The organism is Variovorax sp. FW301-JW7, assembly GCF_058788795.1.
In genome coordinates this window covers 79,888-102,255 of the sequence record NZ_JBYTBC010000012.1, presented here as the reverse complement: position 1 = coordinate 102,255, position 22,368 = coordinate 79,888, and the positions used below count along the sequence as shown (strand labels likewise).

At 67.1% G+C, this 22,368-nt stretch carries 26 protein-coding genes; 22 read left to right on the top strand and 4 right to left on the bottom strand.

What is annotated here, in order from left to right; all coding sequences use genetic code 11:
- The first annotated feature begins 89 nt into the window (after nucleotides 1–89).
- From AC3WQM_RS26885 to AC3WQM_RS26800, 18 genes are all read left to right on the top strand, one after another.
- Nucleotides 90–560 carry an ATP synthase subunit I gene (locus tag AC3WQM_RS26885; RefSeq protein WP_056576477.1) on the top strand — a complete coding sequence of 157 codons (471 nt, stop codon included), beginning with the start codon at nucleotides 90–92 and terminating at the stop codon, nucleotides 558–560.
- A 26-nt stretch (nucleotides 561–586) separates the two neighbouring features.
- Entirely contained in the window at nucleotides 587–1,465 is an 879-nt protein-coding gene (atpB, locus tag AC3WQM_RS26880; protein WP_489062052.1) for a F0F1 ATP synthase subunit A, read from the top strand.
- Nucleotides 1,466–1,514: 49 nt separating this feature from the next.
- Nucleotides 1,515–1,784, top strand: a complete 270-nt coding sequence (gene atpE / locus AC3WQM_RS26875; RefSeq protein WP_056576471.1) for a F0F1 ATP synthase subunit C — start codon at nucleotides 1,515–1,517, stop codon at nucleotides 1,782–1,784.
- A 33-nt stretch (nucleotides 1,785–1,817) separates the two neighbouring features.
- The gene (locus AC3WQM_RS26870; protein ID WP_062480176.1) at nucleotides 1,818–2,288 is read left to right on the top strand and encodes a F0F1 ATP synthase subunit B; all 471 of its coding nucleotides are present in this window, start codon (nucleotides 1,818–1,820) and stop codon (nucleotides 2,286–2,288) included.
- A 7-nt stretch (nucleotides 2,289–2,295) separates the two neighbouring features.
- Entirely contained in the window at nucleotides 2,296–2,826 is a 531-nt protein-coding gene (locus AC3WQM_RS26865; protein ID WP_095950109.1) for a F0F1 ATP synthase subunit delta, read from the top strand.
- Nucleotides 2,827–2,873: 47 nt separating this feature from the next.
- A complete protein-coding gene (gene atpA / locus AC3WQM_RS26860) occupies nucleotides 2,874–4,487 on the top strand; it encodes a F0F1 ATP synthase subunit alpha (protein WP_095747008.1) in 1,614 nt (537 codons plus the stop codon).
- Between the two features lie 33 nt (nucleotides 4,488–4,520).
- A complete protein-coding gene (atpG, locus tag AC3WQM_RS26855; protein ID WP_489062055.1) occupies nucleotides 4,521–5,396 on the top strand; it encodes a F0F1 ATP synthase subunit gamma in 876 nt (291 codons plus the stop codon).
- 43 nt (nucleotides 5,397–5,439) lie between these two features.
- A complete protein-coding gene (gene atpD / locus AC3WQM_RS26850; RefSeq protein ID WP_062480184.1) occupies nucleotides 5,440–6,855 on the top strand; it encodes a F0F1 ATP synthase subunit beta in 1,416 nt (471 codons plus the stop codon).
- Between the two features lie 18 nt (nucleotides 6,856–6,873).
- Nucleotides 6,874–7,293: a F0F1 ATP synthase subunit epsilon gene (locus tag AC3WQM_RS26845; RefSeq protein WP_489062057.1), complete on the top strand. Its 420-nt coding sequence runs from the start codon at nucleotides 6,874–6,876 to the stop codon at nucleotides 7,291–7,293.
- Between the two features lie 250 nt (nucleotides 7,294–7,543).
- The gene (locus tag AC3WQM_RS26840) at nucleotides 7,544–8,713 is read left to right on the top strand and encodes an ROK family protein (protein WP_492683114.1); all 1,170 of its coding nucleotides are present in this window, start codon (nucleotides 7,544–7,546) and stop codon (nucleotides 8,711–8,713) included.
- Nucleotides 8,710–10,248, top strand: coding sequence for a sugar ABC transporter ATP-binding protein (locus tag AC3WQM_RS26835; RefSeq protein WP_492683031.1), 1,539 nt, complete (start codon nucleotides 8,710–8,712; stop codon nucleotides 10,246–10,248). The genes AC3WQM_RS26840 and AC3WQM_RS26835 overlap by 4 nt, the downstream gene beginning before the upstream one ends.
- Entirely contained in the window at nucleotides 10,211–11,242 is a 1,032-nt protein-coding gene (locus AC3WQM_RS26830) for an ABC transporter permease (RefSeq protein WP_492683029.1), read from the top strand. Before AC3WQM_RS26835 ends, AC3WQM_RS26830 begins: the two co-directional genes overlap by 38 nt.
- A 53-nt stretch (nucleotides 11,243–11,295) precedes the next feature.
- Nucleotides 11,296–12,261, top strand: coding sequence for a substrate-binding domain-containing protein (locus AC3WQM_RS26825; protein ID WP_492683027.1), 966 nt, complete (start codon nucleotides 11,296–11,298; stop codon nucleotides 12,259–12,261).
- A 158-nt stretch (nucleotides 12,262–12,419) separates the two neighbouring features.
- Complete coding sequence (locus AC3WQM_RS26820) at nucleotides 12,420–13,586, top strand: Gfo/Idh/MocA family protein (protein WP_492683025.1); 1,167 nt, start codon at nucleotides 12,420–12,422, stop codon at nucleotides 13,584–13,586.
- A gap of 141 nt (nucleotides 13,587–13,727) precedes the next feature.
- On the top strand, nucleotides 13,728–14,471 hold the full coding sequence (locus AC3WQM_RS26815) for a hypothetical protein (protein ID WP_492683023.1): 744 nt from the start codon (nucleotides 13,728–13,730) through the stop codon (nucleotides 14,469–14,471).
- A gap of 10 nt (nucleotides 14,472–14,481) precedes the next feature.
- Nucleotides 14,482–15,384, top strand: coding sequence for a hypothetical protein (locus tag AC3WQM_RS26810; RefSeq protein ID WP_492683021.1), 903 nt, complete (start codon nucleotides 14,482–14,484; stop codon nucleotides 15,382–15,384).
- 43 nt (nucleotides 15,385–15,427) lie between these two features.
- On the top strand, nucleotides 15,428–16,120 hold the full coding sequence (locus AC3WQM_RS26805) for a phosphatase PAP2 family protein (RefSeq protein ID WP_492683019.1): 693 nt from the start codon (nucleotides 15,428–15,430) through the stop codon (nucleotides 16,118–16,120).
- Between the two features lie 69 nt (nucleotides 16,121–16,189).
- Nucleotides 16,190–16,714, top strand: a complete 525-nt coding sequence (locus AC3WQM_RS26800) for a DUF3617 domain-containing protein (RefSeq protein WP_492683017.1) — start codon at nucleotides 16,190–16,192, stop codon at nucleotides 16,712–16,714.
- A gap of 17 nt (nucleotides 16,715–16,731) precedes the next feature.
- Here the strand turns inward: AC3WQM_RS26800 and trxC are convergent, their stop codons facing one another.
- From trxC to AC3WQM_RS26780, 4 genes are all read right to left on the bottom strand, one after another.
- Entirely contained in the window at nucleotides 16,732–17,181 is a 450-nt protein-coding gene (trxC, locus tag AC3WQM_RS26795; protein ID WP_070063801.1) for a thioredoxin TrxC, read from the bottom strand.
- Nucleotides 17,182–17,242: 61 nt separating this feature from the next.
- Entirely contained in the window at nucleotides 17,243–17,773 is a 531-nt protein-coding gene (locus AC3WQM_RS26790; RefSeq protein WP_492683015.1) for a TPM domain-containing protein, read from the bottom strand.
- Nucleotides 17,774–17,778: 5 nt separating this feature from the next.
- Nucleotides 17,779–18,705 carry a TPM domain-containing protein gene (locus tag AC3WQM_RS26785; protein WP_492683013.1) on the bottom strand — a complete coding sequence of 309 codons (927 nt, stop codon included), beginning with the start codon at nucleotides 18,703–18,705 and terminating at the stop codon, nucleotides 17,779–17,781.
- A gap of 12 nt (nucleotides 18,706–18,717) precedes the next feature.
- On the bottom strand, nucleotides 18,718–19,317 hold the full coding sequence (locus AC3WQM_RS26780) for a LemA family protein (protein ID WP_180288586.1): 600 nt from the start codon (nucleotides 19,315–19,317) through the stop codon (nucleotides 18,718–18,720).
- A gap of 47 nt (nucleotides 19,318–19,364) precedes the next feature.
- Between AC3WQM_RS26780 and AC3WQM_RS26775 the strand changes: the two genes are divergently transcribed.
- The 4 genes from AC3WQM_RS26775 to AC3WQM_RS26760 all read left to right on the top strand — a co-directional run bounded on the left by AC3WQM_RS26775 (nucleotide 19,365) and on the right by AC3WQM_RS26760 (nucleotide 22,313).
- Nucleotides 19,365–20,168, top strand: a complete 804-nt coding sequence (locus tag AC3WQM_RS26775; RefSeq protein WP_492683011.1) for a hypothetical protein — start codon at nucleotides 19,365–19,367, stop codon at nucleotides 20,166–20,168.
- Between the two features lie 52 nt (nucleotides 20,169–20,220).
- On the top strand, nucleotides 20,221–20,673 hold the full coding sequence (locus AC3WQM_RS26770; RefSeq protein ID WP_099793396.1) for a YybH family protein: 453 nt from the start codon (nucleotides 20,221–20,223) through the stop codon (nucleotides 20,671–20,673).
- Nucleotides 20,674–20,755: 82 nt separating this feature from the next.
- Nucleotides 20,756–21,772, top strand: a complete 1,017-nt coding sequence (locus AC3WQM_RS26765; RefSeq protein ID WP_492683009.1) for a YheT family hydrolase — start codon at nucleotides 20,756–20,758, stop codon at nucleotides 21,770–21,772.
- On the top strand, nucleotides 21,765–22,313 hold the full coding sequence (locus AC3WQM_RS26760) for a DUF2946 family protein (protein ID WP_492683007.1): 549 nt from the start codon (nucleotides 21,765–21,767) through the stop codon (nucleotides 22,311–22,313). Before AC3WQM_RS26765 ends, AC3WQM_RS26760 begins: the two co-directional genes overlap by 8 nt.
- Nucleotides 22,314–22,368: the final 55 nt, after the last annotated feature.

Here is a 22,368-nt window from a genome sequence, read left to right as displayed (position 1 = left end):
GTGTCACGTTATGTCGGGACCCCGCTAGGTTTTACTTATAATCAATGGCTTTGTAAAATTCTCCGGGGACAAACACGGGGTGCATTCGAATGACAACCAACGCCCCTGTCCCTGAGGTTGACGCCGAAGAATCAGATTTCAAGCCACTCACGGCCGAAGAGGCCCAGAAGTTGCGCGAGCAAAACCCCGAGCTGTCACCCTGGTGGGTGATCGCAGCCCAAGTGGCTGCAGGTGTGGTGGTAGCTTGCCTGGCGTGGATCTGGACGGCGCGATCCGAGGCTGCAATCTCGGCGTTTTACGGAGCCATGACAGTAGCGATCCCCGCGGCCTTGTTTGTCCGCGGTGTCCGGCGCAAACCGGGCATGCCGTCGCAGGCTGTCATGTTGAGGTTTTTTGTGTGGGAGATGATCAAGATCGCGCTGACCGTTGCCTTGCTGGCTGCGGCGCCGTGGCTGATCGGGGGGCTCGTCTGGCTGGCCATGGTGGCTGGCGTGGTGGTCGCCATGAAGATGTACTGGGTGGCACTGTTGGTGCGGCCCAAATTTTTGAACCGGATTTGACTGTTTTGGAAGAGAGACGCTGAAAGATGGCCGCCGAAGGACACGCCCCGACCGCGAGTGAATACATCGTTCACCACCTCCAGCACTGGCAAGTCGACTGGAGCCTCAAGCCCGTCGTTCAATCCGCCATTGTTGACTTCAACGTCATCAACCTTGACTCGGTGCTCTACGCGCTGATCATTGGCGCATTGGGCTGCTTCGTGCTGTGGCTGGCTGCCCGCAAGGCAACGCCCGGCGTGCCCGGCCGTTTCCAGGCGGCGGTTGAAATCCTGGTCGAGATGGTCGACAACCAGGCCAAGGCCAACATTCACAACGCCGCGAGCCGCAAGTTCATTGCGCCGCTGGCGCTCACCGTGTTCGTCTGGATCTTCCTGCTGAACGCGATGGACATGCTGCCGGTCGACCTGCTGCCGGCCATCTGGACCCAGGTCTACTCGGCCCTGGGCCACGACCCGCACCACGCCTACATGCGTGCCGTGCCGACCGCCGACCTCTCGACCACGCTCGGTCTTTCGACTTCCGTGCTGCTCCTGTGCCTCTTCTACAGCGTCAAGGTCAAGGGCCTGGGCGGCTGGGGCCACGAGCTGATCACCGCGCCCTTCGGTGCCCACCCTCTGCTGTGGCCCATCAACCTGCTGATGCAGGTCATCGAGTACCTGGCCAAGACGGTCTCGCACGGCATGCGGTTGTTCGGCAACATGTATGCAGGCGAGCTCGTCTTCATGCTCATCGCCCTCATGGGCGGTGCCATGGCGGCCTCGTTCTCCGGTGTGTTGCTGCCCATCGGGCACATCATTGCCGGCACTGTCTGGGCGATCTTCCACATCCTGGTGATCACGCTGCAGGCTTTCATCTTCATGATGCTGACCCTGATCTATCTGGGCCAGGCGCATGAGGCGCATTGAGTTTCCCTTTTTCTTTTCGTTTGCTTTAAATCTGTTCTAAGGAGTCATCATGGAAAACATTCTCGGTCTCGTCGCTCTCGCTTGTGGTCTGATCGTCGGTCTCGGCGCCATCGGTGCTTCCATCGGCATCGCGCTGATGGGTGGCAAGTTCCTGGAATCGTCGGCCCGTCAACCTGAGCTCATGAACGACCTGCAGACCAAGATGTTCATCTTGGCTGGTCTGATCGACGCGGCTTTCCTGATCGGCGTGGCCATCGCCCTGCTGTTCGCCTTCGCCAACCCGTTCGCCGCGACCCTGCTGGCCAACCTGCCCAAGTAAGCCGGTTCAACGCCACTCCAGAAAGGTGTTGCCGTGAGTATCAACGCGACCCTGTTCGTTCAGGCCATCGTCTTCTTGCTGCTGGTGCTGTTCACGATGAAATTCGTGTGGCCGCCCATCGCGAAGGCTTTGGATGAACGCGCACAAAAGATCGCTGCGGGCCTGGCGGCCGCCGAGAAGGCCAAGGCTGAACTCGCTTCCGCCAACCAGCGCGTCGAGCAGGAACTGGTTCAGTCTCGCAACGAGACCACCAGCCGCCTGGCCGATGCCGAGCGCCGCGCCCAGCAGATCATCGAAGAGGCCAAGGGCCGTGCAACGGTGGAGGCCAACAAGATCGTGGCCGACGCGCACGCCGAAGCCGAACAGCAGTCCGTGCGTGCCCGTGAAGCCCTGCGTGAGCAGGTCGCTGCACTGGCCGTCAAGGGTGCCGAGCAGATTCTCCGCAAGGAAGTCAATGCCGGTGTCCACGCCGACCTGCTCCAGCGCCTGAAGACCGAGCTCTGAGGACGATATGGCCGAACTTGCGACCATTGCCCGCCCCTACGCGGACGCGCTCTTCGAGGCTACTTCGAGCGACCTCGAAGGCACGGCCGGCTGGATCGGCCAGCTGGCCGCTCTCGCTGCCGATCCCCAGCTCCTGCAGTTCGCTGCCGACCCGAAGGTGTCGCCGGAACAGGTCTTCGACCTGATCTCCGGTCTGCTGCCGCAAGCCTTGCCGGACGCCGGCAAGAACTTCCTGCGCACGGTGATCGACAACGGCCGGCTCGCTGCGTTGCCCGAAGTCGCGGCCCAGTACCGCGAGCTCAAGAACGCCAAGGGCGGCACGTCCGACGCGGTGATCTACAGCGCCTTCCCGATCGACGCGGCGAGTCTCGCCGAGGTCGCCGTCGCGCTGCAACGCCGTTTCGGTCGCACGCTGAACACGCGTGTGGAATCCGATCCTTCGCTGATCGGCGGCATCCGTGTGGTGGTGGGGGACGAAGTCCTCGACACCTCCGTCAAGGCGCGTCTCGAACAAATGAAAGCAGCGCTCACCGCCTGAGGCGGCGAGCCGCGGTTGGCCCTATTTATTGAAAGAAGGAAAGAGTCATGCAACTCAATCCCGCAGAAATTTCCGAACTGATCAAGAGCCGTATCGAAGGCCTTGGCGTCAGCGCCGACATCCGCAACCAGGGCACCGTGGTCTCGGTGACCGACGGCATCGTGCGCGTGCACGGCCTGTCGGACGCGATGCAAGGCGAAATGCTCGAGTTCCCGCCCACGGCTGACGGCACCCCGTCGTTCGGCCTGGCGCTGAACCTCGAGCGCGACTCGGTCGGCGCCGTGATTCTGGGCGAGTACGAGCACATCTCCGAAGGCGACACCGTGAAGTGCACGGGCCGCATCCTGGAAGTGCCCGTGGGCCCCGAGCTCATCGGCCGCGTGGTGAATGCACTGGGCCAGCCGATCGACGGCAAGGGTCCGATCAACGCCAAGATGACCGACGTGATCGAAAAGGTCGCGCCAGGCGTGATCGCACGGAAGTCCGTCGACCAGCCGATGCAGACCGGCCTGAAGTCGATCGACTCGATGGTGCCCGTCGGCCGTGGCCAGCGCGAGCTGATCATCGGCGACCGCCAGACCGGCAAGACCGCCGTGGCGATCGACGCGATCATCAACCAGAAGGGTCAGAACATGACCTGCGTCTACGTTGCGATCGGCCAGAAGGCTTCGTCGATCAAGAACGTGGTGCGCTCGCTGGAACAAGCCGGCGCGATGGACTACACCATCGTCGTGGCTGCTTCGGCCTCCGAATCGGCTGCCATGCAGTACGTGTCTGCCTACTCGGGCTGCACGATGGGCGAGTACTTCCGCGACCGCGGCCAGGACGCCCTGATCGTCTATGACGACCTGTCCAAGCAAGCCGTGGCCTACCGTCAGGTGTCGCTGCTGCTGCGCCGCCCGCCAGGCCGCGAAGCCTACCCCGGCGACGTGTTCTATCTCCACAGCCGTCTGCTCGAGCGCGCAGCCCGCGTGAACGCCGACTATGTCGAAGCCTTCACCAAGGGTGAAGTCAAGGGCAAGACCGGTTCGCTGACGGCCCTCCCGATCATCGAAACGCAAGCCGGCGACGTGTCCGCCTTCGTTCCGACCAACGTGATCTCGATCACCGACGGCCAGATCTTCCTGGAAACCAGCCTGTTCAACGCCGGCATCCGTCCCGCCATCAACGCCGGTATCTCGGTGTCGCGCGTGGGTTCGTCGGCGCAGACCAACCTGATCAAGAACCAGTCGGGCGGTATCCGTACCGACCTGGCCCAGTACCGTGAACTGGCCGCGTTCGCGCAGTTCGCTTCCGACCTCGACGAAGCGACCCGCAAGCAACTCGACCGCGGTGCGCGCGTGACGGAACTGCTCAAGCAGACCCAGTACAGCCCGCTGCCGATCTCGCTGATGAATGCCACGCTGTTCGCAGTGAACAAGGGCTTCATGGACGACATCGAAGTCAAGAAGGTGCTCCCGTTCGAACACGGCTTCCACCAGCTCCTGAAGACCAGCCACGCTGCGCTGCTCGAGACCATGGAAAAGAACGGTGCCAAGTGGGATGCCAAGCCCGCCAAGCCGGACGACAGCGCAGAAAAGCAGGCCTTCAAGAAGGTGTGCCAGGACGCCGAAGCCGAACTGCTGGCCGCAGCCACCTCGTTCAAGAAGTCGTTCGCCTGAGCGACCTTTTGACCGACGCAAGAAGGAGCTCATATGGCAGCTGGTAAGGAAATCCGCGGCAAGATCAAATCGGTGGAGAACACCAAGAAGATCACCAAGGCCATGGAAATGGTCTCGGTTTCCAAGATGCGCAAGGCGCAAGAGCGCATGCGTGCCGCCCGCCCCTACAGCGAGAAGATCCGCAACATCGCGGCGAACCTTGGCAAGGCGAATCCCGAGTACACGCACGCCTTCATGAAGAAGAACGACGCCAAGGCGATCGGCTTCATCATCGTGACGAGCGACAAGGGCCTGTGCGGTGGCTTGAACACCAACCTGCTGCGCGCCGTGACGACCAAGCTGCGCGAAGCGCAGGCCGCTGGCGTGGCCATCGAGTCGGTCGCCATCGGCAGCAAGGGCCTCGGCTTCCTGAACCGCATCGGCGCCCGCGTGGTGGCACACGTCACCCACCTGGGTGACACGCCGCATCTGGACAAGCTCATCGGTCCGGTCAAGACGCTGCTCGACGCTTACGCGGAAGGCAAGCTCTCGGCCGTGTACCTGTGCTACACGAAGTTCATCAACACGATCAAGCAGGAGCCGCTCGTCGAGCAGCTGCTGCCGCTGGCCGCTGACTCGCTGCAAGTCGAGGAAGGCCAGCATTCGTGGGATTACATCTACGAGCCCGATGCGCAAAGCGTGATCGACGAGCTGCTGGTTCGCTATGTGGAGTCGCTGGTCTACCAGGGCGTGGCAGAAAACATGGCGTCCGAGCATTCGGCGCGGATGGTGGCCATGAAGGCTGCCACCGACAACGCAGGCAACGTGATCAGCGAGCTGAAGCTGGTCTACAACAAGACCCGCCAGGCCGGCATCACCAAGGAGCTCTCGGAAATCGTTTCGGGCGCTGCGGCGGCCGCCGGTGTCTGAGCCCTTCGGACCTCAACAGATTTAAATTTTTATCGGAGCAGACATGGCTCAAGCAGAAGCAGTTCAAGGCAAGATCGTTCAGTGTATTGGCGCTGTGGTCGACGTGGAATTCCCGCGCGACAAGATGCCCAAGATCTACGACGCCCTCAAGTTCGAAGGCAGCGCACTGACGCTCGAAGTCCAGCAGCAGCTCGGCGACGGCGTGGTCCGCACGATTGCGCTGGGTTCTTCCGACGGCCTGCGCCGCGGCCTGATCGTGACCAACACGCAAGCCCCCATCACCGTGCCTGTGGGCAAGGCGACGCTGGGCCGCATCATGGACGTGCTGGGCGCGCCCATCGACGAGCGTGGTCCGGTCGACCAGACGCTGACCGCCTCCATCCACCGCAAGGCTCCCGCATACGACGAACTGTCGCCGTCGCAAGACCTGCTGGAAACCGGCATCAAGGTGATCGACCTGGTGTGCCCGTTCGCCAAGGGCGGCAAGGTGGGCCTGTTCGGTGGCGCCGGCGTGGGCAAGACCGTGAACATGATGGAACTCATCAACAACATCGCCAAGGCCCACTCGGGTCTGTCGGTGTTCGCTGGTGTGGGCGAACGTACCCGTGAAGGCAACGACTTCTATCACGAGATGGCCGACTCCGGCGTCGTGAACCTCGAGAAGCTCGAAGACTCCAAGGTCGCCATGGTCTACGGCCAGATGAACGAGCCCCCGGGCAACCGTCTGCGCGTGGCCCTGACCGGCCTGACCATCGCCGAGTCGTTCCGCGACGAAGGCCGCGACGTGCTGTTCTTCGTGGACAACATCTACCGCTACACGCTGGCCGGTACCGAAGTGTCGGCACTGCTGGGCCGCATGCCTTCTGCCGTGGGCTACCAGCCGACGCTGGCCGAGGAAATGGGCCGTCTGCAAGAGCGGATCACGTCGACCAAGGTCGGCTCGATCACCTCGATCCAGGCCGTGTACGTCCCTGCCGACGACTTGACCGACCCGTCGCCCGCCACGACCTTCGCCCACTTGGACTCGACCGTGGTGCTGTCGCGTGACATCGCTTCGCTCGGTATCTACCCCGCCGTGGACCCGCTGGACTCGACCTCGCGCCAGCTCGACCCGAACGTGGTCGGCGAAGAGCACTACAACGTGGCCCGCGCGGTGCAAGGCACGCTGCAGCGCTACAAGGAACTGCGCGACATCATCGCGATTCTGGGCATGGACGAACTGGCGCCCGACGACAAGCTCGCCGTGGCCCGCGCCCGCAAGATCCAGCGTTTCCTGTCGCAGCCGTTCCACGTGGCCGAAGTGTTCACGGGTTCGCCGGGCAAGTACGTGCCGCTGTCGGAAACCATCCGCGGCTTCAAGATGATCGTGAACGGCGAAGCCGACCACCTGCCGGAACAAGCGTTCTACATGGTTGGCACCATCGACGAAGCGTTCGAAAAAGCCAAGAAGGTCGCCTAAGGCGGCATAGGAACTCAGATGGCCAACACCATTCACGTCGACGTGGTCAGCGCGGAAGAGTCGATCTTCTCGGGCGAAGCCACGTTCGTCGCGCTGCCCGGTGAAGCCGGTGAGCTCGGCATCTATCCGCGTCACACGCCACTGATCACGCGCATCCGCCCGGGTGCCGTGCGCATCGAAACGGCCGACGGCGGCGAAGAGTTCGTCTTCGTGGCCGGCGGCATTCTCGAAGTGCAGCCCGACGCCGTCACCGTGCTGTCCGACACCGCGATCCGCGGCAAGGACCTCGACGACGAGAAGGCCAACCATGCCAAGGCCGCCGCCGAGGAAGCGCTGAAGAACGCGAAGAGCGACATCGACATCGCGATGGCGCAGTCGGAACTGGCCGTGATGGCTGCGCAGATCGCTGCGCTGCGCAAGTACCGCCAGAAGAAGTAAATCAACGCCTCTGCCTTCGGGCAGACGCAACGAGAAAGCCGCCTCCGGGCGGCTTTTTTTCGTCCGTCCAGTCCAGGTTGCGGGCAAGTTTGATTTGAAATAGGTCGAAGTTAAGCCTTGCCCGGCTGAAGGTGCCCTCCTAGTATTCGCCTTCGCCCGGCGGCCGATCACCCGATCGTTCGACCGGCGCCTTTCCAAAAAGAGCGGAGACAAACGCGTGGCACCCTGGAGCGGCATCACGACCGACGAAATGCGGTTGCTGGAATCGACCTTCTGGTCGGCCGGCGGCTCGCGCCATGCCATGGCCGAACAGCTCGGCTTCTCCAAGAGCAAGGCCAACGGCCTGATCGCCGGCCTCGTCGACCAGGGCCTGCTCGCCGAGGCCGGCCTGCAGCGCTCCTCGGGCGGGCGGCGCGCCGAAAACCTCCAGCTCAATGCCGAACTCGGCGTGCTCGTCGGCATCGACATCGGCGCCACCAGCCTCGACGTCGCGGTGCTGCGCCCCGACCTCACGGTGCTGGCCCAGCACGAAGAAGCCGCCGACGTGCGCGAAGGCCCGGCCGTGGTGCTGGCCCGTGTGCGCGTGCTCATGCGCGAACTGCTCGCGCGTTGCGGGCAGGGCGCACGCAACGTCCTGGGCATCGGCATCGGCGTGCCCGGTCCGGTCAACTTCGAGATCGGCCAGCTCGTGAACCCGCCGCTCATGCCCGCCTGGGACAGCTTCTCGATCCGCGACTACCTGCGCGAGGACTATGCGGCGCCGGTGTTCGTCGACAACGACGTCAACCTGATGGCGCTCGGCGAGCTGTGGCGGCTGCGGCGCTCGCTCTCGAACTTCCTCGTAATCAAGATCGGCACCGGCATCGGCTGCGGCATCGTCTGCCACGGCGAGGTGTACCGCGGCGCCGCCGGCTCGGCCGGCGACGTGGGCCACATCTGCGTCGACCAGGAAGGCCCGCGCTGCCACTGCGGCAACCTGGGTTGCGTCGAGGCGATGGCGGCCGGCCCTGCGATCACGCGCATGGCGATGCAGGCGGCCGAAGCCGGCGAAAGCGAAACGCTGGCCGAGTGCCTGCGCACGCGCGGGCGCATCGATGCCTTCGACGTGGGCCAGGCCAGCCGCGGCGGCGACCCGGCGGCCAACGCCATCATCCAGCGCGCGGGCAGCCTGATCGGCCAGATGCTCGCGTCGGTCGTCAACTTCTTCAATCCGTCGCACGTGTTCATCGGCGGCGGCATCACGCGCATCGGGCCGTTGTTTCTCGCGGCCGTGCGCCAGAGCGTGTACCAGCGCTCGCTCGCGCTGTCGACGCGGCACCTCGAGATCCAGTACACGCCGCTGGGCACGCAGGGCGGCCTCGTCGGCGCGGGCGTGCTGGCGATGCAGGAAACGCTCAAGGCTCGCGGGGTGGCGCCATGACGAACGCCGTGGCAACCAAGGGCAGCGTGGCCGTCGAGTTCGACGGCGTGGTGAAGGCCTTCGGCCCCGTGCAGGTGCTGCACGGTGTGAGCTTTGCGCTCGCGCCGGGGCGCGTGTACGGCCTGCTCGGCGAGAACGGCGCGGGCAAGTCCACGCTGATGAAGATCCTGTCGGGCTACGAGTCGCTGACCAGCGGCACACTGCGCATCAACGGCCAGCCGCAAAGCTTCACGAGCTCACGCGATGCCGAGGCGCTGGGCATCGTGCTGATCCACCAGGAGTTCAACCTCGCCGAAGACCTCAGCGTGGCGCAGAACATCTTCCTGGGTCACGAGAAGAAAAAAGGCTGGCTGCTCGACGACGCCGCGATGGAACGCGACGCCGCCGCCGCGCTCGCCGCCGTGGGCCTGGCCATCGACCCGTGCACCAAGGTACGTCGGCTCATCGTCGCCGAGAAGCAGCTCGTCGAGATCGCGAAGGCCATCGCCCGCCGTGCGCGCCTGCTCGTCATGGACGAGCCCACCGCCACGCTCACGCCCGGCGAAACCGAGCGCCTGTTCAAGCTCATCGCGCAACTGCGTGCCGACGGCGTGACCATCGTCTACATCTCGCACAAGCTCGACGAGGTGGAGCAGGTCACCGACGAGGTGATCGTGATGCGCGACGGCCGCTTCGTGGCGCGCGCACCGACGCCCGAGGTCTCGCGCCAGCAGATGGCCAACCTCATGGTGGGTCGCGAACTCGCCGACCTGTACCCGCCGCGCGACCTCGTCGTGGCCGCCGATGCGCCCGCGCTGCGCGTGCGCCATTTCAGCGTGCCCGGCTGGGCGCAGGACGCGAGCTTCGAGGTGCGCCCCGGCGAGATCCTCGGCTTCGCGGGCCTCGTCGGCGCGGGCCGCACCGAGCTGTTCGAAGGCCTGCTCGGGCTGCGCCCCGCCAGCGGCTCGGTCGAAATGCGCGGCGAGCCCGTGCCGCATGGCAAGGGCTGGCGCAACCCGCGCGATGCCGCGAAGCACGGCCTCACCTACCTCAGCGAAGACCGCAAGGGCAAGGGCCTGCACGTGCACTTCGGCCTGCGCCAGAACCTCACGCTGATGGCGCTCGAGCGCTATGCGCAGCCCTGGCTCAAGCCCGACGCGGAACGCGCGGCGCTCGGCGAAGCGGTGAAGGACTACGGCATCCGCACCGGCTCGCTCGACGTGCGGGCCTCGTCGCTGTCGGGCGGCAACCAGCAGAAGCTCGCGCTCGCCAAGGTGCTGCAGCCGCAGCCGAAGGTGGTGGTGCTCGACGAACCCACGCGCGGTGTCGACGTGGGCGCCAAGCGCGACATCTATTTCCTGATCCAGCGACTCGCCCGCGAAGGCCTCGCGGTGATCGTCGTCTCGTCCGAGCTGATGGAACTGATCGGCCTGTGCCACCGCGTCGCGGTGATGCGCGCGGGCCGGCTCGTTGCCACGCTGGACGCGACCCACCTGACTGAAGAGGAGCTCATCGCTCATGCCACCGGAACCGCAGACACCTCCACCGCAGCCTGAAGCGGCCGCAGCAGCGCACCGCAGCGAGGCCAAGCCGCGCTGGACCGAGCGCCTGCACGGCCTGGGCCCGGTCATCGGCCTTGTGCTGCTGTGCATCGCGGGCACGCTGCTCAACAGCGACTTCGCCACCGTCGACAACGCGATGAACGTGCTCACGCGCACCGCCTTCATCGGCATCATCGCGGTGGGCATGTGCTTCGTGATCATCTCGGGCGGCATCGACCTGTCGGTGGGCTCGATGGCCGCGCTCATCGCGGGCAGCGTGATCATGTTCATCAACTGGGCCGGCCCCGCCTCGGGCTCGCCGCTGATGGCGGTGATGATGGGCGCGGTGCTCGCCGTGGTGCTCGGCGCGCTGTTCGGCCTGGCGCATGGCCTGCTCATCACCAAGGGGCGCATCGAGCCCTTCATCGTGACGCTGGGCACGCTGGGCATCTTCCGCGCGTACCTCACGTACTTTGCCGACGGCGGCGCGCTCACGCTCGACAACGAGCTGTCGGACCTCTATGCGCCGGTGTACTACGCGAGCCTTGGAGGCATCCCGGTGCCGGTATGGGTGTTCGTGATCGTCGCGATCATCGGCGGCGTCATCCTGAACCGCACGGCCTACGGGCGCTACGTGCAGGCCATCGGTTCCAACGAGCAGGTGGCGCGCTACGCAGCCGTGGACGTCGACCGCGTGAAGATCCTCACCTACGTGCTGCTCGGCGTGTGCGTGGGCATTGCGACGCTGCTGTACGTGCCGCGCCTGGGCTCGGCCTCGCCGACCACGGGCCTGCTGTGGGAGCTCGAAGCGATCGCTGCGGTGATCGTCGGCGGCACCGCGTTGAAGGGCGGCGCGGGCAGCATCACCGGCACGGTGGTGGGCGCGATCTTGCTCTCGGTCATCAGCAACATCCTGAACCTCACCAGCATCATCAGCGTGTACCTCAACGCAGCCGTCCAGGGCTTCGTGATCATCGTCGTCGCGTTCCTGCAGCGCGGACGCCGCTAGTTTTCGTTGTTCGTTCCGTTCCCGTTCCACCCACCCAAGAGGAGACATCCAGCATGACGACTTTCACCCGACGCCTCGCGCTCACGGCGGTTGCCACCGCAGCGTTCGCCGCCAGCCTGCCCGCGCTTGCCGCGGACAAGGTCAACCTCGGCGTGTCGATTCCCGCGGCCACGCACAGCTTCATGGGCGGCATCAACTACTGGGCCAACCAGGCGAAGAAGGACCTCGAGAAAGAGCACAAGGACCTGAAGATCACGATCAAGACCGCCGCCAACGCGCCCGAGCAGGCCAACCAGCTGCAGGACCTGTCGACGGTCACCAAGATCAACGCGCTCGTCGTGTTCCCCTTCGAATCGGCCGCACTGACCAAGCCGGTCGCGCAGGTCAAGGCCAAGGGCGCGTACGTCACCGTGGTCGACCGCGGCCTCACCGACACCAGCGCACAAGATGCGTACGTGGCGGGCGACAACACGGCCTTCGGCAAGATCCCGGCCGAGTACATCGTCAAGCAGCTCGGCGGCAAGGGCAATGTGGTGGCGCTGCGCGGCATCGCGACCACGCTCGACAACGAGCGCATGGACGCCTTCAACGCGGTGCTCAAGGGCAGCCCAGACATCAAGCTGCTCGACGCCAAGTACGCCAACTGGAACCGCGACGACGCCTTCAAGGTCACGCAGGACTACCTGACGCGCTTCAAGCAGATCGACGCCATCTGGGCGGCCGACGACGACATGGCCGTGGGCGTGCTCAAGGCCATCGCGCAGGCCAAGCGTGACGACATCAAGATCGTGTTCGGCGGCGCAGGCGCCAAGGACATGGTCAAGACCATCATGGACGGCAAGGACAAACGCATCACGGCCGACGTGAGCTACTCGCCCAAGTTCATCTACGACGCGATCAAGCTCACGGCCGAGGCGCGCCTGAAGGGCGAGAAGCTGCCGGCGACCACGATCATTCCGTCGGTGCTGATCACCAAGGAAAACGCCAAGGACTTCTACCACCCGAACTCGCCGTTCTGAGGCGGTTCGCCTTGCTCCCTCTCCCCTCGGGGAGAGGGTTGGGGTGAGGGCAGCAGCACCGGCACAGGTTGTGCGCGTGCAAAGGCCGATGCCCTCACCCTAGCCCTCTCCCAGAGGGAGAGGGGACAGTGACCAAGTCAGGAATACCGAGGAGATTGATGAGCGATACCCCTCTTCGCACGCTGCGCTGCGCCATGGTCGGCGGCGGTCGCGACGCCTTCATCGGCGCCGTGCACCGCAAGGCCATGGCGCTCGACGGCCAGATCGCGCTGGTCGCCGGCGCGCTGTCGTCGAGCCCGGACAAGGCGCGCGCCTCGGGCCGCGACCTCGGCCTGGCCGACGACCGCAACCACGGCGACTGGCAGGCGCTGCTGGCCGACGAGCTGAAGCGCCCGGCCGACGAGCGCATCGACTTCGTCTCGATCGTCACGCCCAACCACGTGCACTACCCAGTGGCGCAGGCCTTCGCCGAGGCGGGCTTCCATGTGGTGTGCGACAAGCCGCTGGTGCACACGCGCGACCAGGCCGATGCGCTGGTCGCCACCGTGGCCAAGCAGGGCACGGTGTTCGGCGTGACCTACAACTACACCGGCTACCCGATGGTGCGGCAGGCGCGCGAGATGGTGCGCACAGGCCAGATCGGCGAGGTCCGCAAGGTCGTCGTCGAATACAACCAGGGCTGGCTCGCCAGCCACGTGGAAGCCGCGGGCGGCAACAAGCAGGCTGACTGGCGCACCGACCCCGCGCGCAGCGGCGCGGCGGGCGCCATCGGCGACATCGGCTCGCATGCCGAGAACCTCGTGGCCACCGTCACCGGCCTCGACATCGAGAGCCTGTGCGCCGACCTCGGCGCGCTGGTGCCGGGCCGCCTGCTCGACGACGACGGCAGCCTGCTGCTGCGCTTCCAGGGCGGCGCGCGCGGCGTGCTGGTGGCCTCGCAGATCAACACCGGGCTGGAGAACGACCTGCGCCTGCGCGTCTCCGGCACGCTGGGCACGCTCGAATGGCGCCAGGAGCAGCCGAGCCAGCTCGTGCACCTGCCGCACGACGGGCCTCGGCGCCTGCTCACGCGCGGCGCGCCCTGGCTGTGCGAGTCGGCGCGGCGCGCGAGCCGCCTGCCGGCCGGCCATCCCGAAGGCTTCATCGAGGCGTTCGCGAACGTCTATGCGGGCGTGGCGGCGGACATCCGCGCACGGCTCGCGGGGCAGGTGGCCGATCCGCTGGCGGCCGACTATCCGCGCGTGGAAGACGGGGCGCGCGGCGTGCGCTTCATCGAGCGCACGGTGGCGTCGGCTGGAAGCGAGCTGAAGTGGACGTCGTGGTGACGGCACGGCATCGAAAGTTTCGCAACTAGTTCACAAAATGTCACAATTTGAGCCGCGCCTTCTTAAAGGCGTGGCGGCGCTTCCGCGGGCGCAGGTTTAATCCCGTCAGTTCTGCCGTCCATAACAAACGAGGAGAAGAAGATGAGATGGAATCTGATGGCCGCCACCGCGGTGCTTGGCATTTTTCTGAGCGGGTGCGCGATCAAGCCGCAACAGCCGGTGCCTCTGGAATCGGAGGCGCTGAGTTCGAAAGGTGCCCGGGTCGGCGTCGCGATGTCGGCGCTGCCCAAGGTCGACACCTACTTCCCCGGCGCAGGCTGCCTGCTTTGCTACGCGTTTGCCAGCGCATCCAACGCCTCGCTGACCAAGCACTCCGAGACCCTGGCGCACGACGACCTGGGGGCACTCAAAGAGGATGCGGCGACTGCGCTGCGCAAGAAGAACGTCGAGGTCGTCGTCATCAAGGAACCCATCGATCTCAAGTCGCTGCCCGACATCCGCACCGAGGTGCCCACAGCGTCGCGCAAGGACTTCGCCTCGCTGCGCACCAAGCATGCCATCGACAAGCTGTTGGTCATCGACATGCCTCTGGTCGGCTACGTGCGGACGTATTCGTCCTATGTGCCCACCAGCGACCCCAAGGCCGTCGTCACCGGCGCCGCCTACCTGGTCGACCTGAAGTCCAACACCTACCTCTGGTACCTGCCGATCGACATCAGCCGCAGTGCAGGTGAGAAATGGGACGAGCCGCCCAAGTTCCCGGGCCTGACCAATGCCTACTTCCAGGTCGTGGAGGCCAGCCGCGACAGCGTGCTCAAGCCGCTCGGCAGCGCCGCGCTTCGTGCCGCGGGCGCGTCTGCCGCCACCGCACCCGACGGGCAGTAGGCCTGTGCGCGTGTCACCGAACGCCCGGGCGCCGATCGCCGTGTGGCGGGCTGCCATCGCAAGCGCCGTCCTGGGGGTTTCCAGCGTCTGTGCGCAGGAAGAGCCGGCAGCACCGCCGGCGCCTCTTGCGCCGCCATCGGCCGTGGCCACGTCGCCGCGATGGGCGATCCAGTTGCCCACCAGCGATCCCGTGGCCTTCAGGGGGCTGGAGAATTTCGACAGTGCCGGCGTGGGCAGCGCGCCCATGGTGTACCCCGCGCCGAATGCCGCGGGCCTGCTGGCCGCGATCATCGTGCACGGCCTGATGAACGAATCCGCCAAGAACGCGCAGAAGACCAAGCTCCAGGAAGAGGCCGATCGCGTCCTGCTGCCTTACCGCCCGATGCTCTCGGCTTACACGCACGCCGAGCTGGCATCGAGCGTGCAGGCGCCCGCCGATTCGACGGGCGAGACGTGGTCTGTGCAGAGCGCGCCCGTGTTCGCGCTCACGCAGGATCAGGCCGCACTCGTGCTCGACAACGCCGTGAGCGTGCGGCGTGCGGGTACTCAGGGCGCGCCCGCGTACGAGAGCGTGATCCGCGTCGTGTCGTCGCCGCTCGACGAGCCCGACATCCTCGGGTACTGGCGTCGCGACAACGGTGCACCGCTGCGCCAGATGGCGGGGGCGCTGATGCGAGAGTCCGTGGAGCTTGCCGTGTCCATGGCCGCGAAGACGATGCCAGGTGGCGCGACTCCTCAGAGAACCTTCCGCTACTTCGAAGGCAAGACGGAGAAGGTGGAGCGTGCGGCGCTGGTGTCGGAGCAGTGCTCGCGCCGGGTGTTGCTCACCCTGAGAGAGACCCTGATGTCTGTGCCGAGCGGTGCTGCTTCGGGCGCATGCCCGGCCACGGTGGTCACGTCGGAGGTGCGCTGAAGCGAATACAGTGGATGCACACGGGCGCACGCCTCTGCCATCCATGACCCTCGCCTCCTCCGAACCCGTCGCTGCGGGCCCCCACCGTTGGCCCGCAGCTCTGTGGCGGCGCTGCACCACGCTGTGGCTGCTCAAGCTGGCCGGCAACACCGTCGCCACGCTGGGCTTCTTCCCGCTGTACTTCTGGGTCATGCGCCACGCCGGGCCGGCGTGGGTGCTGCCGCTCACGGCCATCGACCGGCTGATCGCGTTCTGGCCGGCGATGTTGCCGGTGTACCTCACGCTGTGGGCCTACATCGCGCTGCCGGTGCTGCTGGCCAAGGACCGGCGTGAGCTGAACACCATCGCCATCGGCTGCGCCGTGATGACGGCGATCGCGCTGGCCGTGTTCTGGTGGATGCCGACGGCGATCCCGAACTTCGCGATCGATGCGGCGCCGGGCTCGTCGCTGCACTTCCTCAAGACCTTCGATGCGGCGGGCAACGCCTTTCCTTCATTGCATGTGTCGTTCTCGGTCTTCGCCTGCATCGTGCTGGCGCGGCAGTTGCGCGAAGCCGGCGCGCCGGGCTGGCTGCGGCTGCTCAACCTCGTCTGGGCCGTGGCCATCGTGTACTCGACGATGGCCGTGCGCCAGCACGTGCTGATCGACGTGCTGGGTGGCCTCGGGCTGGGTCTGGCGATGGGCTTCGCGTTGCGCGAGCGCCCATCGGCGGCGCTGGCGCCGGTCGCGGCGTAGACCGATCGCGGTATTCCGCCGCGCGGGCACCGACGGTACAAAGCGGCATCGCTGTTCACCGAGCCCGCCATGACCTTTCGCCTGCTCTCCATCGCCGCTGCTGCTTGCCTCCTGGCCGGCCCCGCCTTCGCCATCGACTACCCGGCACGCAAGGCGGGCCTGTGGGAAATCCAGACCGGCGAGGGCGGCGCGGCCCCGGCCACGACGCCGGGCCAGACGATCCAGCAATGCATCGACGCGGCCACCGACAAGGCAATGCGCGAGATGGGGCAGGGCATGGGCAAGGACATGTGTTCCAAGCAGGACCTGCGCCTCGAAGGCGTGAAGCTGGTCATCGACTCGGTCTGCAAGATCGGCCCCACCACCGCGACCTCGCGCGCCGTGATGACCGGCGACTTCAGCAGCGCCTACCGCGTCGAAAGCAAGTCGACCTACAGCCCGCCGCTGATGGGCCGCACCGAAGGCACGAGCGTGATCGACGCCAAGTGGGTCGGCCCCTGCAAGCCGGGCCAGAAGCCGGGCGACATGGTCATGGGCAACGGCATGAAGATGAACATGCTCGACGCGATGGCGAAGATGCCGCCGCGCAAGTGAGCGCGGCCGGTTGCGGGTCAGCCCGCGCCGTTCGCCTTGACCCAGCGCACGATGTCGGCCGCGCCCATCGCGCCGGCCTGCCGCGCGACCTCTCGCCCGCCCTTGAACAGGGCCAGCGTCGGAATGCTGCGGATGTTGAAGCGCGCGCCCAGCGCCTGCACCGCCTCGGTGTCGACCTTGGCCAGCCGCACCTGCGGTTCGAGCTGGGCCGCCGCCTGTTCGTAGGCCGGTGCCATCTGGCGGCACGGGCCGCACCAGGGCGCCCAGAAATCGACCAGCACCGGGATCTCGTTGCGCGCGATGTGGCGGTCGAAGGTGGCCACGTCGGGCAGTGCGGTGGAGTGGCCGGTGAACAGCGGGCGGTGGCAGCTGCCGCAGTCGGGCGCGCTGCCCAGTTGCGCCGTGCGCACGCGGTTGGTCGTGTGGCAGTGCGGGCAGACGATGTGCAGCGATTCGGATTCGGTCATCTCCGAAAAATAGGGGCCGGGTGCGCGGATTGCAAGGCGCAGGCGCCGAGGGCGCCGGGCCTCAGAGCACCACGGGCGCGTCGGGCAGCTCGTTGGTGTCGGGCTGGTTCTCGGCCAGCGGGAAGTGGGTCATCAGCAGCGCCGACACCTCTTCCAGCGCCAGCGTGATGCCGTCCTCGAAGCGGCCTTCGCGGAAGGCCGTGCCCATGCGCTGCGTCATCGCGGCCCATTCGGCGCTGTCCACATGCGCGTCGATGCCGCGGTCGGCCACGATCTCGATGGCGTGCTCGGCCAGCAGCAGGTAGATCAGCACGCCGTTGTTGTGCGCGGTGTCCCACACGCGCAGCTTGCCGAACAGCATGACGGCGCGTTCGCGAGGCGACGCGTGGCGCCACAGGTAGGACATCGGCAGGCCGGCTTCCACGCAGATGCGGACCTCGCCGCTGTGGCGCCGCTCGCTCGCGGCCACGCGGCCGGCCAGGCGCTCCAGTGCATCGGCCGGCAGCACGCGGCGCACCGCGGCTTCGTCGGTCCAGCGATGCCGCCAGATGCGGCCCAGCTTCGAGAGGAGCGTGGGGTCTGCAGTTGCCATGTCGTTCACCAGTCTCCCGAGGCGCCGCCGCCGCCGAAATTGCCACCGCCGCCGGAGCTGAAACCGCCGCCGCCCCCCCCGCCGCCTCCGCCCCAGCCACCGCCTCCCCCACCGCTGCTCCAGCCGCCACCGCCGCCGCCTCCTCGGCCGCCGCGGCCGGGACCGAAGCCGGCGAGACCCGAGAACAGCGAGACCATGAGCGCGATCATTCCGGCGATCACCGCGATCACGGTGCTGGTCGTGAGGAAGAACGCGACCACGCCGATGCCGCCGCCCATGGCGACCGAGCCCAGCGTCTTGCCCAGGATGGCGCGCGCGATCGGCGCGCCGACGAAGACACCGACGAACAGGAAGATCGCGAGGTTCTCCCAGTCGAAGCCGTCGTTGCTGCTGCCGCTCTGGTTGTTGCGCGAAGGCTCCGGCAGCGGCTCGCCGTCGACCAGGCCGATGAGCCGGTCCACCGCCGCGTTCAGGCCGCCCGCGAAGTCGTTGTTGCGAAAGCGCGGCTTCATCTCCTCGTCGATGATGCGCACCGCCGCGAGGTCGGGCACCGCGCCTTCGAGCGTCTTGGCCGTGGCGATGCGCATCTTGCGATCGTCCTTGGCAACGATGACCAGGAGGCCGTCGCCCACGCCCTTGCGGCCGATCTTCCAGGCGTCACCCACGCGCTGCGCGTAGCTCGCGATGTCTTCGGGCGCCGTGGTCGGCACCATCAGCACCACGATCTGCGAGCCCTTGCGCTGCTCGAAGGCCGCGAGCTTGGTTTCGAGGCCCGAGCGCTGCGCGGCGTCGAGCGTGCCGGTCTGGTCGATCACGCGCGCGGTGAGCGCGGGGATCGGCAGCAGGCCTTGCGCCAGCGCGGGCAGGCCGGTCCAGGCGAGGGCTGCGATGAAGATCGCAGCCAGTGCGCGGCGGATCAGGGCAGCGGCCATCGGCGCCGCTTCTTACTTCTTCGGGGCGCTGAAATCGACCGTCGGCGGCGTCGAGATCTGGGCTTCGTTCTGCACCGAGAAATTCGCCTTCGGCTTGTAGCTGAAGACCATGGCCGTGAGGTTGGTCGGGAAGCTGCGCGCGAGCACGTTGTACTCCTGCACGCTCTCGATGTAGCGGTTGCGCGCCACGGTGATGCGGTTCTCGGTGCCCTCGAGCGTCACGCGCAGGTCGCGGAAGGCCTGGTTGGCCTTGAGCTCGGGGTAGCGCTCCGACACCACCATCAGCCGCGACAGCGCCGACGACAGCTCGCCCTGCGCCTGCTGGAATTTGTTGAAGGCTTCGGGGTTGTTGAGCGTCTCGGGCGTCACCTGGATCGAGGTGGCCTTGGCGCGTGCCTCGATCACCTTGGTGAGCGTGTCCTGCTCGAAGCTGGCCTCGCCCTTCACGGTGGCGACGATGTTCGGCACGAGGTCGGCACGCCGCTGGTACTGGTTGAGGACCTCGCTCCAGGCCGACTTGCTGGCCTCGTCGAGGGACTGGAACTGGTTGTAGCCGCATCCGCTGAGGGACAGGACGGCCGCGAGAATCAGGAACCAGCGCTTCATCATCATTTGCATTACCTCCGCAGAAGGAGGCCGAAGTTAGCATAGATGGGGTCATGGCCCTCGATCCCCTCCACGCCCTGCAAGCCGCGAACCGCGCGGTGCCCATCGCTGCCGCGCCGCCCACCGGCACCCTGCTGATCGCGGGTGCGACCGGCGCGTTGGGCCAGGAGTTGCTGCACCGGCTCGCGGGCCGCCACCGCTTCCAGCGCACGCGCGTGCTGGCGCGCGAGCCCATGCACGACGGGCTGCCCGGCGTCGAAAGTGTTCTGTGCCCGGCGCCACCGATCGCGCAGTGGCCGCCGGTCGCGGCCGATGTCGCGGTGGTCGCCTTCGACCCGCCGCGCCTGTACCACGGCCGCGAACGCGCGCTGTGGCACCCCGAGCCCGCCGACCTGCCCGAGCTGGCGCGCTGGCTGCGCGCCAGCGGCGTGCGCACGCTGGCCATCGTGCAGCCGCACGACCGCGGCCGGCTGCCCGAGGCACTCAAGCGCGGGCTGGCCAGCCTGGACGAGCAGGCCGTGGTCGCCTGCGGCTTCGAGCGCGTGATCCTGCTGCGCTCGGCGCGCAAGCCCACCGCCGTGCGCCTGGCCAACATGGGCGAGCGGCTGGCGGCCTGGATGCTGTCGATCATGCGGTTCATGGTGCCGGCCAACGAGCAGCCGGTGCGCGCGCCCAAGATGGCCGAGCTGGTCGACCTCGCGCTGCGCGTGGCGCCGCCGGGCGTGCACGTGGCCGCGCCCGAGATGGTGTGGCAGGCCGCGCAGGGCGCCACCGAGGCGGCGGCGCGCGCGTGGCTGATTCCCGCGTCCGTTACCGAAGCCCCCGCGGCCCAGTCATCTGCTGCCACATGGCCGTGACGCGGGCAGGGCAAAATCTGCCGTACCCCCTTCGCTCTCGCCCTTCACCGCCATGCCCAAGACCCCTTTCCGCGCCGCCGCGGCCATCGGCGGCACCGCCGACGATGTCGAGGCCGCCTTCTACGAAGCGCTGCAACGCGGCGATGTCGATGCGCTGATGGCCTGCTGGGCCGACGAGGACGAGGTGTTCTGCGTCCACCCGGGCGGCCCGCGGCTGGTGGGCGCGGTGGCGATCCGCGCGGCCTTCGAGCAGATGTTCGGCAACGGTGCGATCCATGCGACGCCGGCGCGCGTGCGCAAGATCGAGTCGCTCGCGAGCGCCGTGCACAACGTGCTGGAGCGCATCGAGGTGCTCACGGCCGAGGGGCCGCGCCATGCCTTCGTGTTGGCGACCAACGTCTATCACAAGACCGCGCAGGGCTGGCGCCTGGTGGCGCACCACGCGAGCCCGGGCAGCGCGCGCGAGCCGGACGATGCGAACGATACGCCGCAGGTCCTTCACTGAGTCCTGCCCCCGAGCGATGGCCTCTCCCTTTCCTTCTTCCTCTTTCTCACCGGATTCCGCGTCGCCTGTTGCATACGGCGCGATGGGCTACGACGCCCCGCGCTGGCTGCCCGGCGGCAACCTGCAGACCATCTGGGCCGCGCTGTGGGCGCGCCGCTTCGACGGGGCGGCGCCGGTGTACCGCCGCGAACGTTGGACCGCGCCGGACGGCGACTTCATCGATGTCGACTTCGCCGATGCGCCGCAGCCCGGCCCGCGCCCGCTGCTGGTGCTGTTCCACGGGCTCGAGGGCTCGTCGCGCAGCCACTACGCCGAGGCCTTCGCGGCCTTTGCCGCCGCGCGCGGCATGGCCTTCGCGGTGCCCCACTTTCGCGGCTGCAGCGGCGAGCTGAACCTCGCGCCGCGCGCCTACCACTCGGGCGACCACGAGGAGATCGACTGGATCCTGCGGCGCATGCACGCGCAGCACGTGGTGCAGGGCGGCGGCGGGCCGGTGTTGGCGGCTGGCGTTTCGCTGGGCGGCAATGCGCTGCTGCGCTGGGCCTGCGAGGCGGGCGACACTGCGCGCGCCTCGGTCGATGCGGTGGCATCGGTGTGCGCGCCGCTCGACCTCGCAGCGGGCGGCGAGGCGATCGGGCACGGCTTCAACCGGCTGGTCTACACGCGCATGTTCCTCGCGACCATGAAGCCCAAGGCGCTGGCCAAGCTGGCGCAGTTCCCGGGCCTGTTCGATCGCGACCGGCTGATGGCGGCGCGCGATCTGTACGACTTCGACGACGTGTTCACGGCACCGCTGCACGGCTTTCGCAACACCGACGACTACTGGGCGCGCGGCTCGTCCAAGCCGCTGCTGGGCGCGATCCGCGTGCCCGCGCTGGTGGTGAACGCCCGCAACGACCCCTTCATTCCGGCCCGCAGCCTGCCCGGGCCCAGCGAGGTCGGGTCGCACGTCACGCTGTGGCAGCCCGCGGGTGGTGGCCACGTGGGCTTTCCGCTCGGCCTGCCGCCGGGGCATGTGGGCGGAATGCCCGAGCGCGTGGGAGGGTGGCTGGCCCACCATCTCTCGTCGACGCAGGCGCAAAATACGGCCCATGGATGACATCGTCAAACAGGCATTGGCCAAGTGGCCGAACGTGCCGCACTGCTACGGCTGGCTCGGCCTGGACGCGCGCGGCAACTGGTACATGCGCGACGACCGCACGCAGGCGCAGGGCCCGTTTCGCAGCGCCAAGGGTTCGATGCTCCGGCACGACAAGCTGATCGACTTCATTCACCGCAACTACGAGCACGACGCCGACGGCCAGTGGTTCTTCCAGAACGGGCCGCAGCGTGTGTACGTCGAGCTGGAGGCGGCGCCGCTGGTGTGGCGCGTGGCGCAGCAGGGCGCGAACGCGTTCACGGTCACGGCCCACACGGGCGCGCCGGCCGAGGTGACCGGCTGCCTGCTCGATGAGCAGGGCCGGCTTTATCTGGTTGCGCCGGCAGGGCTCGGGCTGGTGCACACGCAGGACGTGGGCATCGCCGCCGAAGCGATCGAGCAAGGCATCTGGACGCCGGAGCCGGTGCACGCGGCCGACCTGCCGGGGCGCTTCGGCCATGTGCTGAGTCCGGCAGAACGCCATGTCACTGCGGCTGCATAGCTATTGAAAAGATAGCAATCCGGGCCATCCGGGCATAAAAAAACCGGCCTCGAAG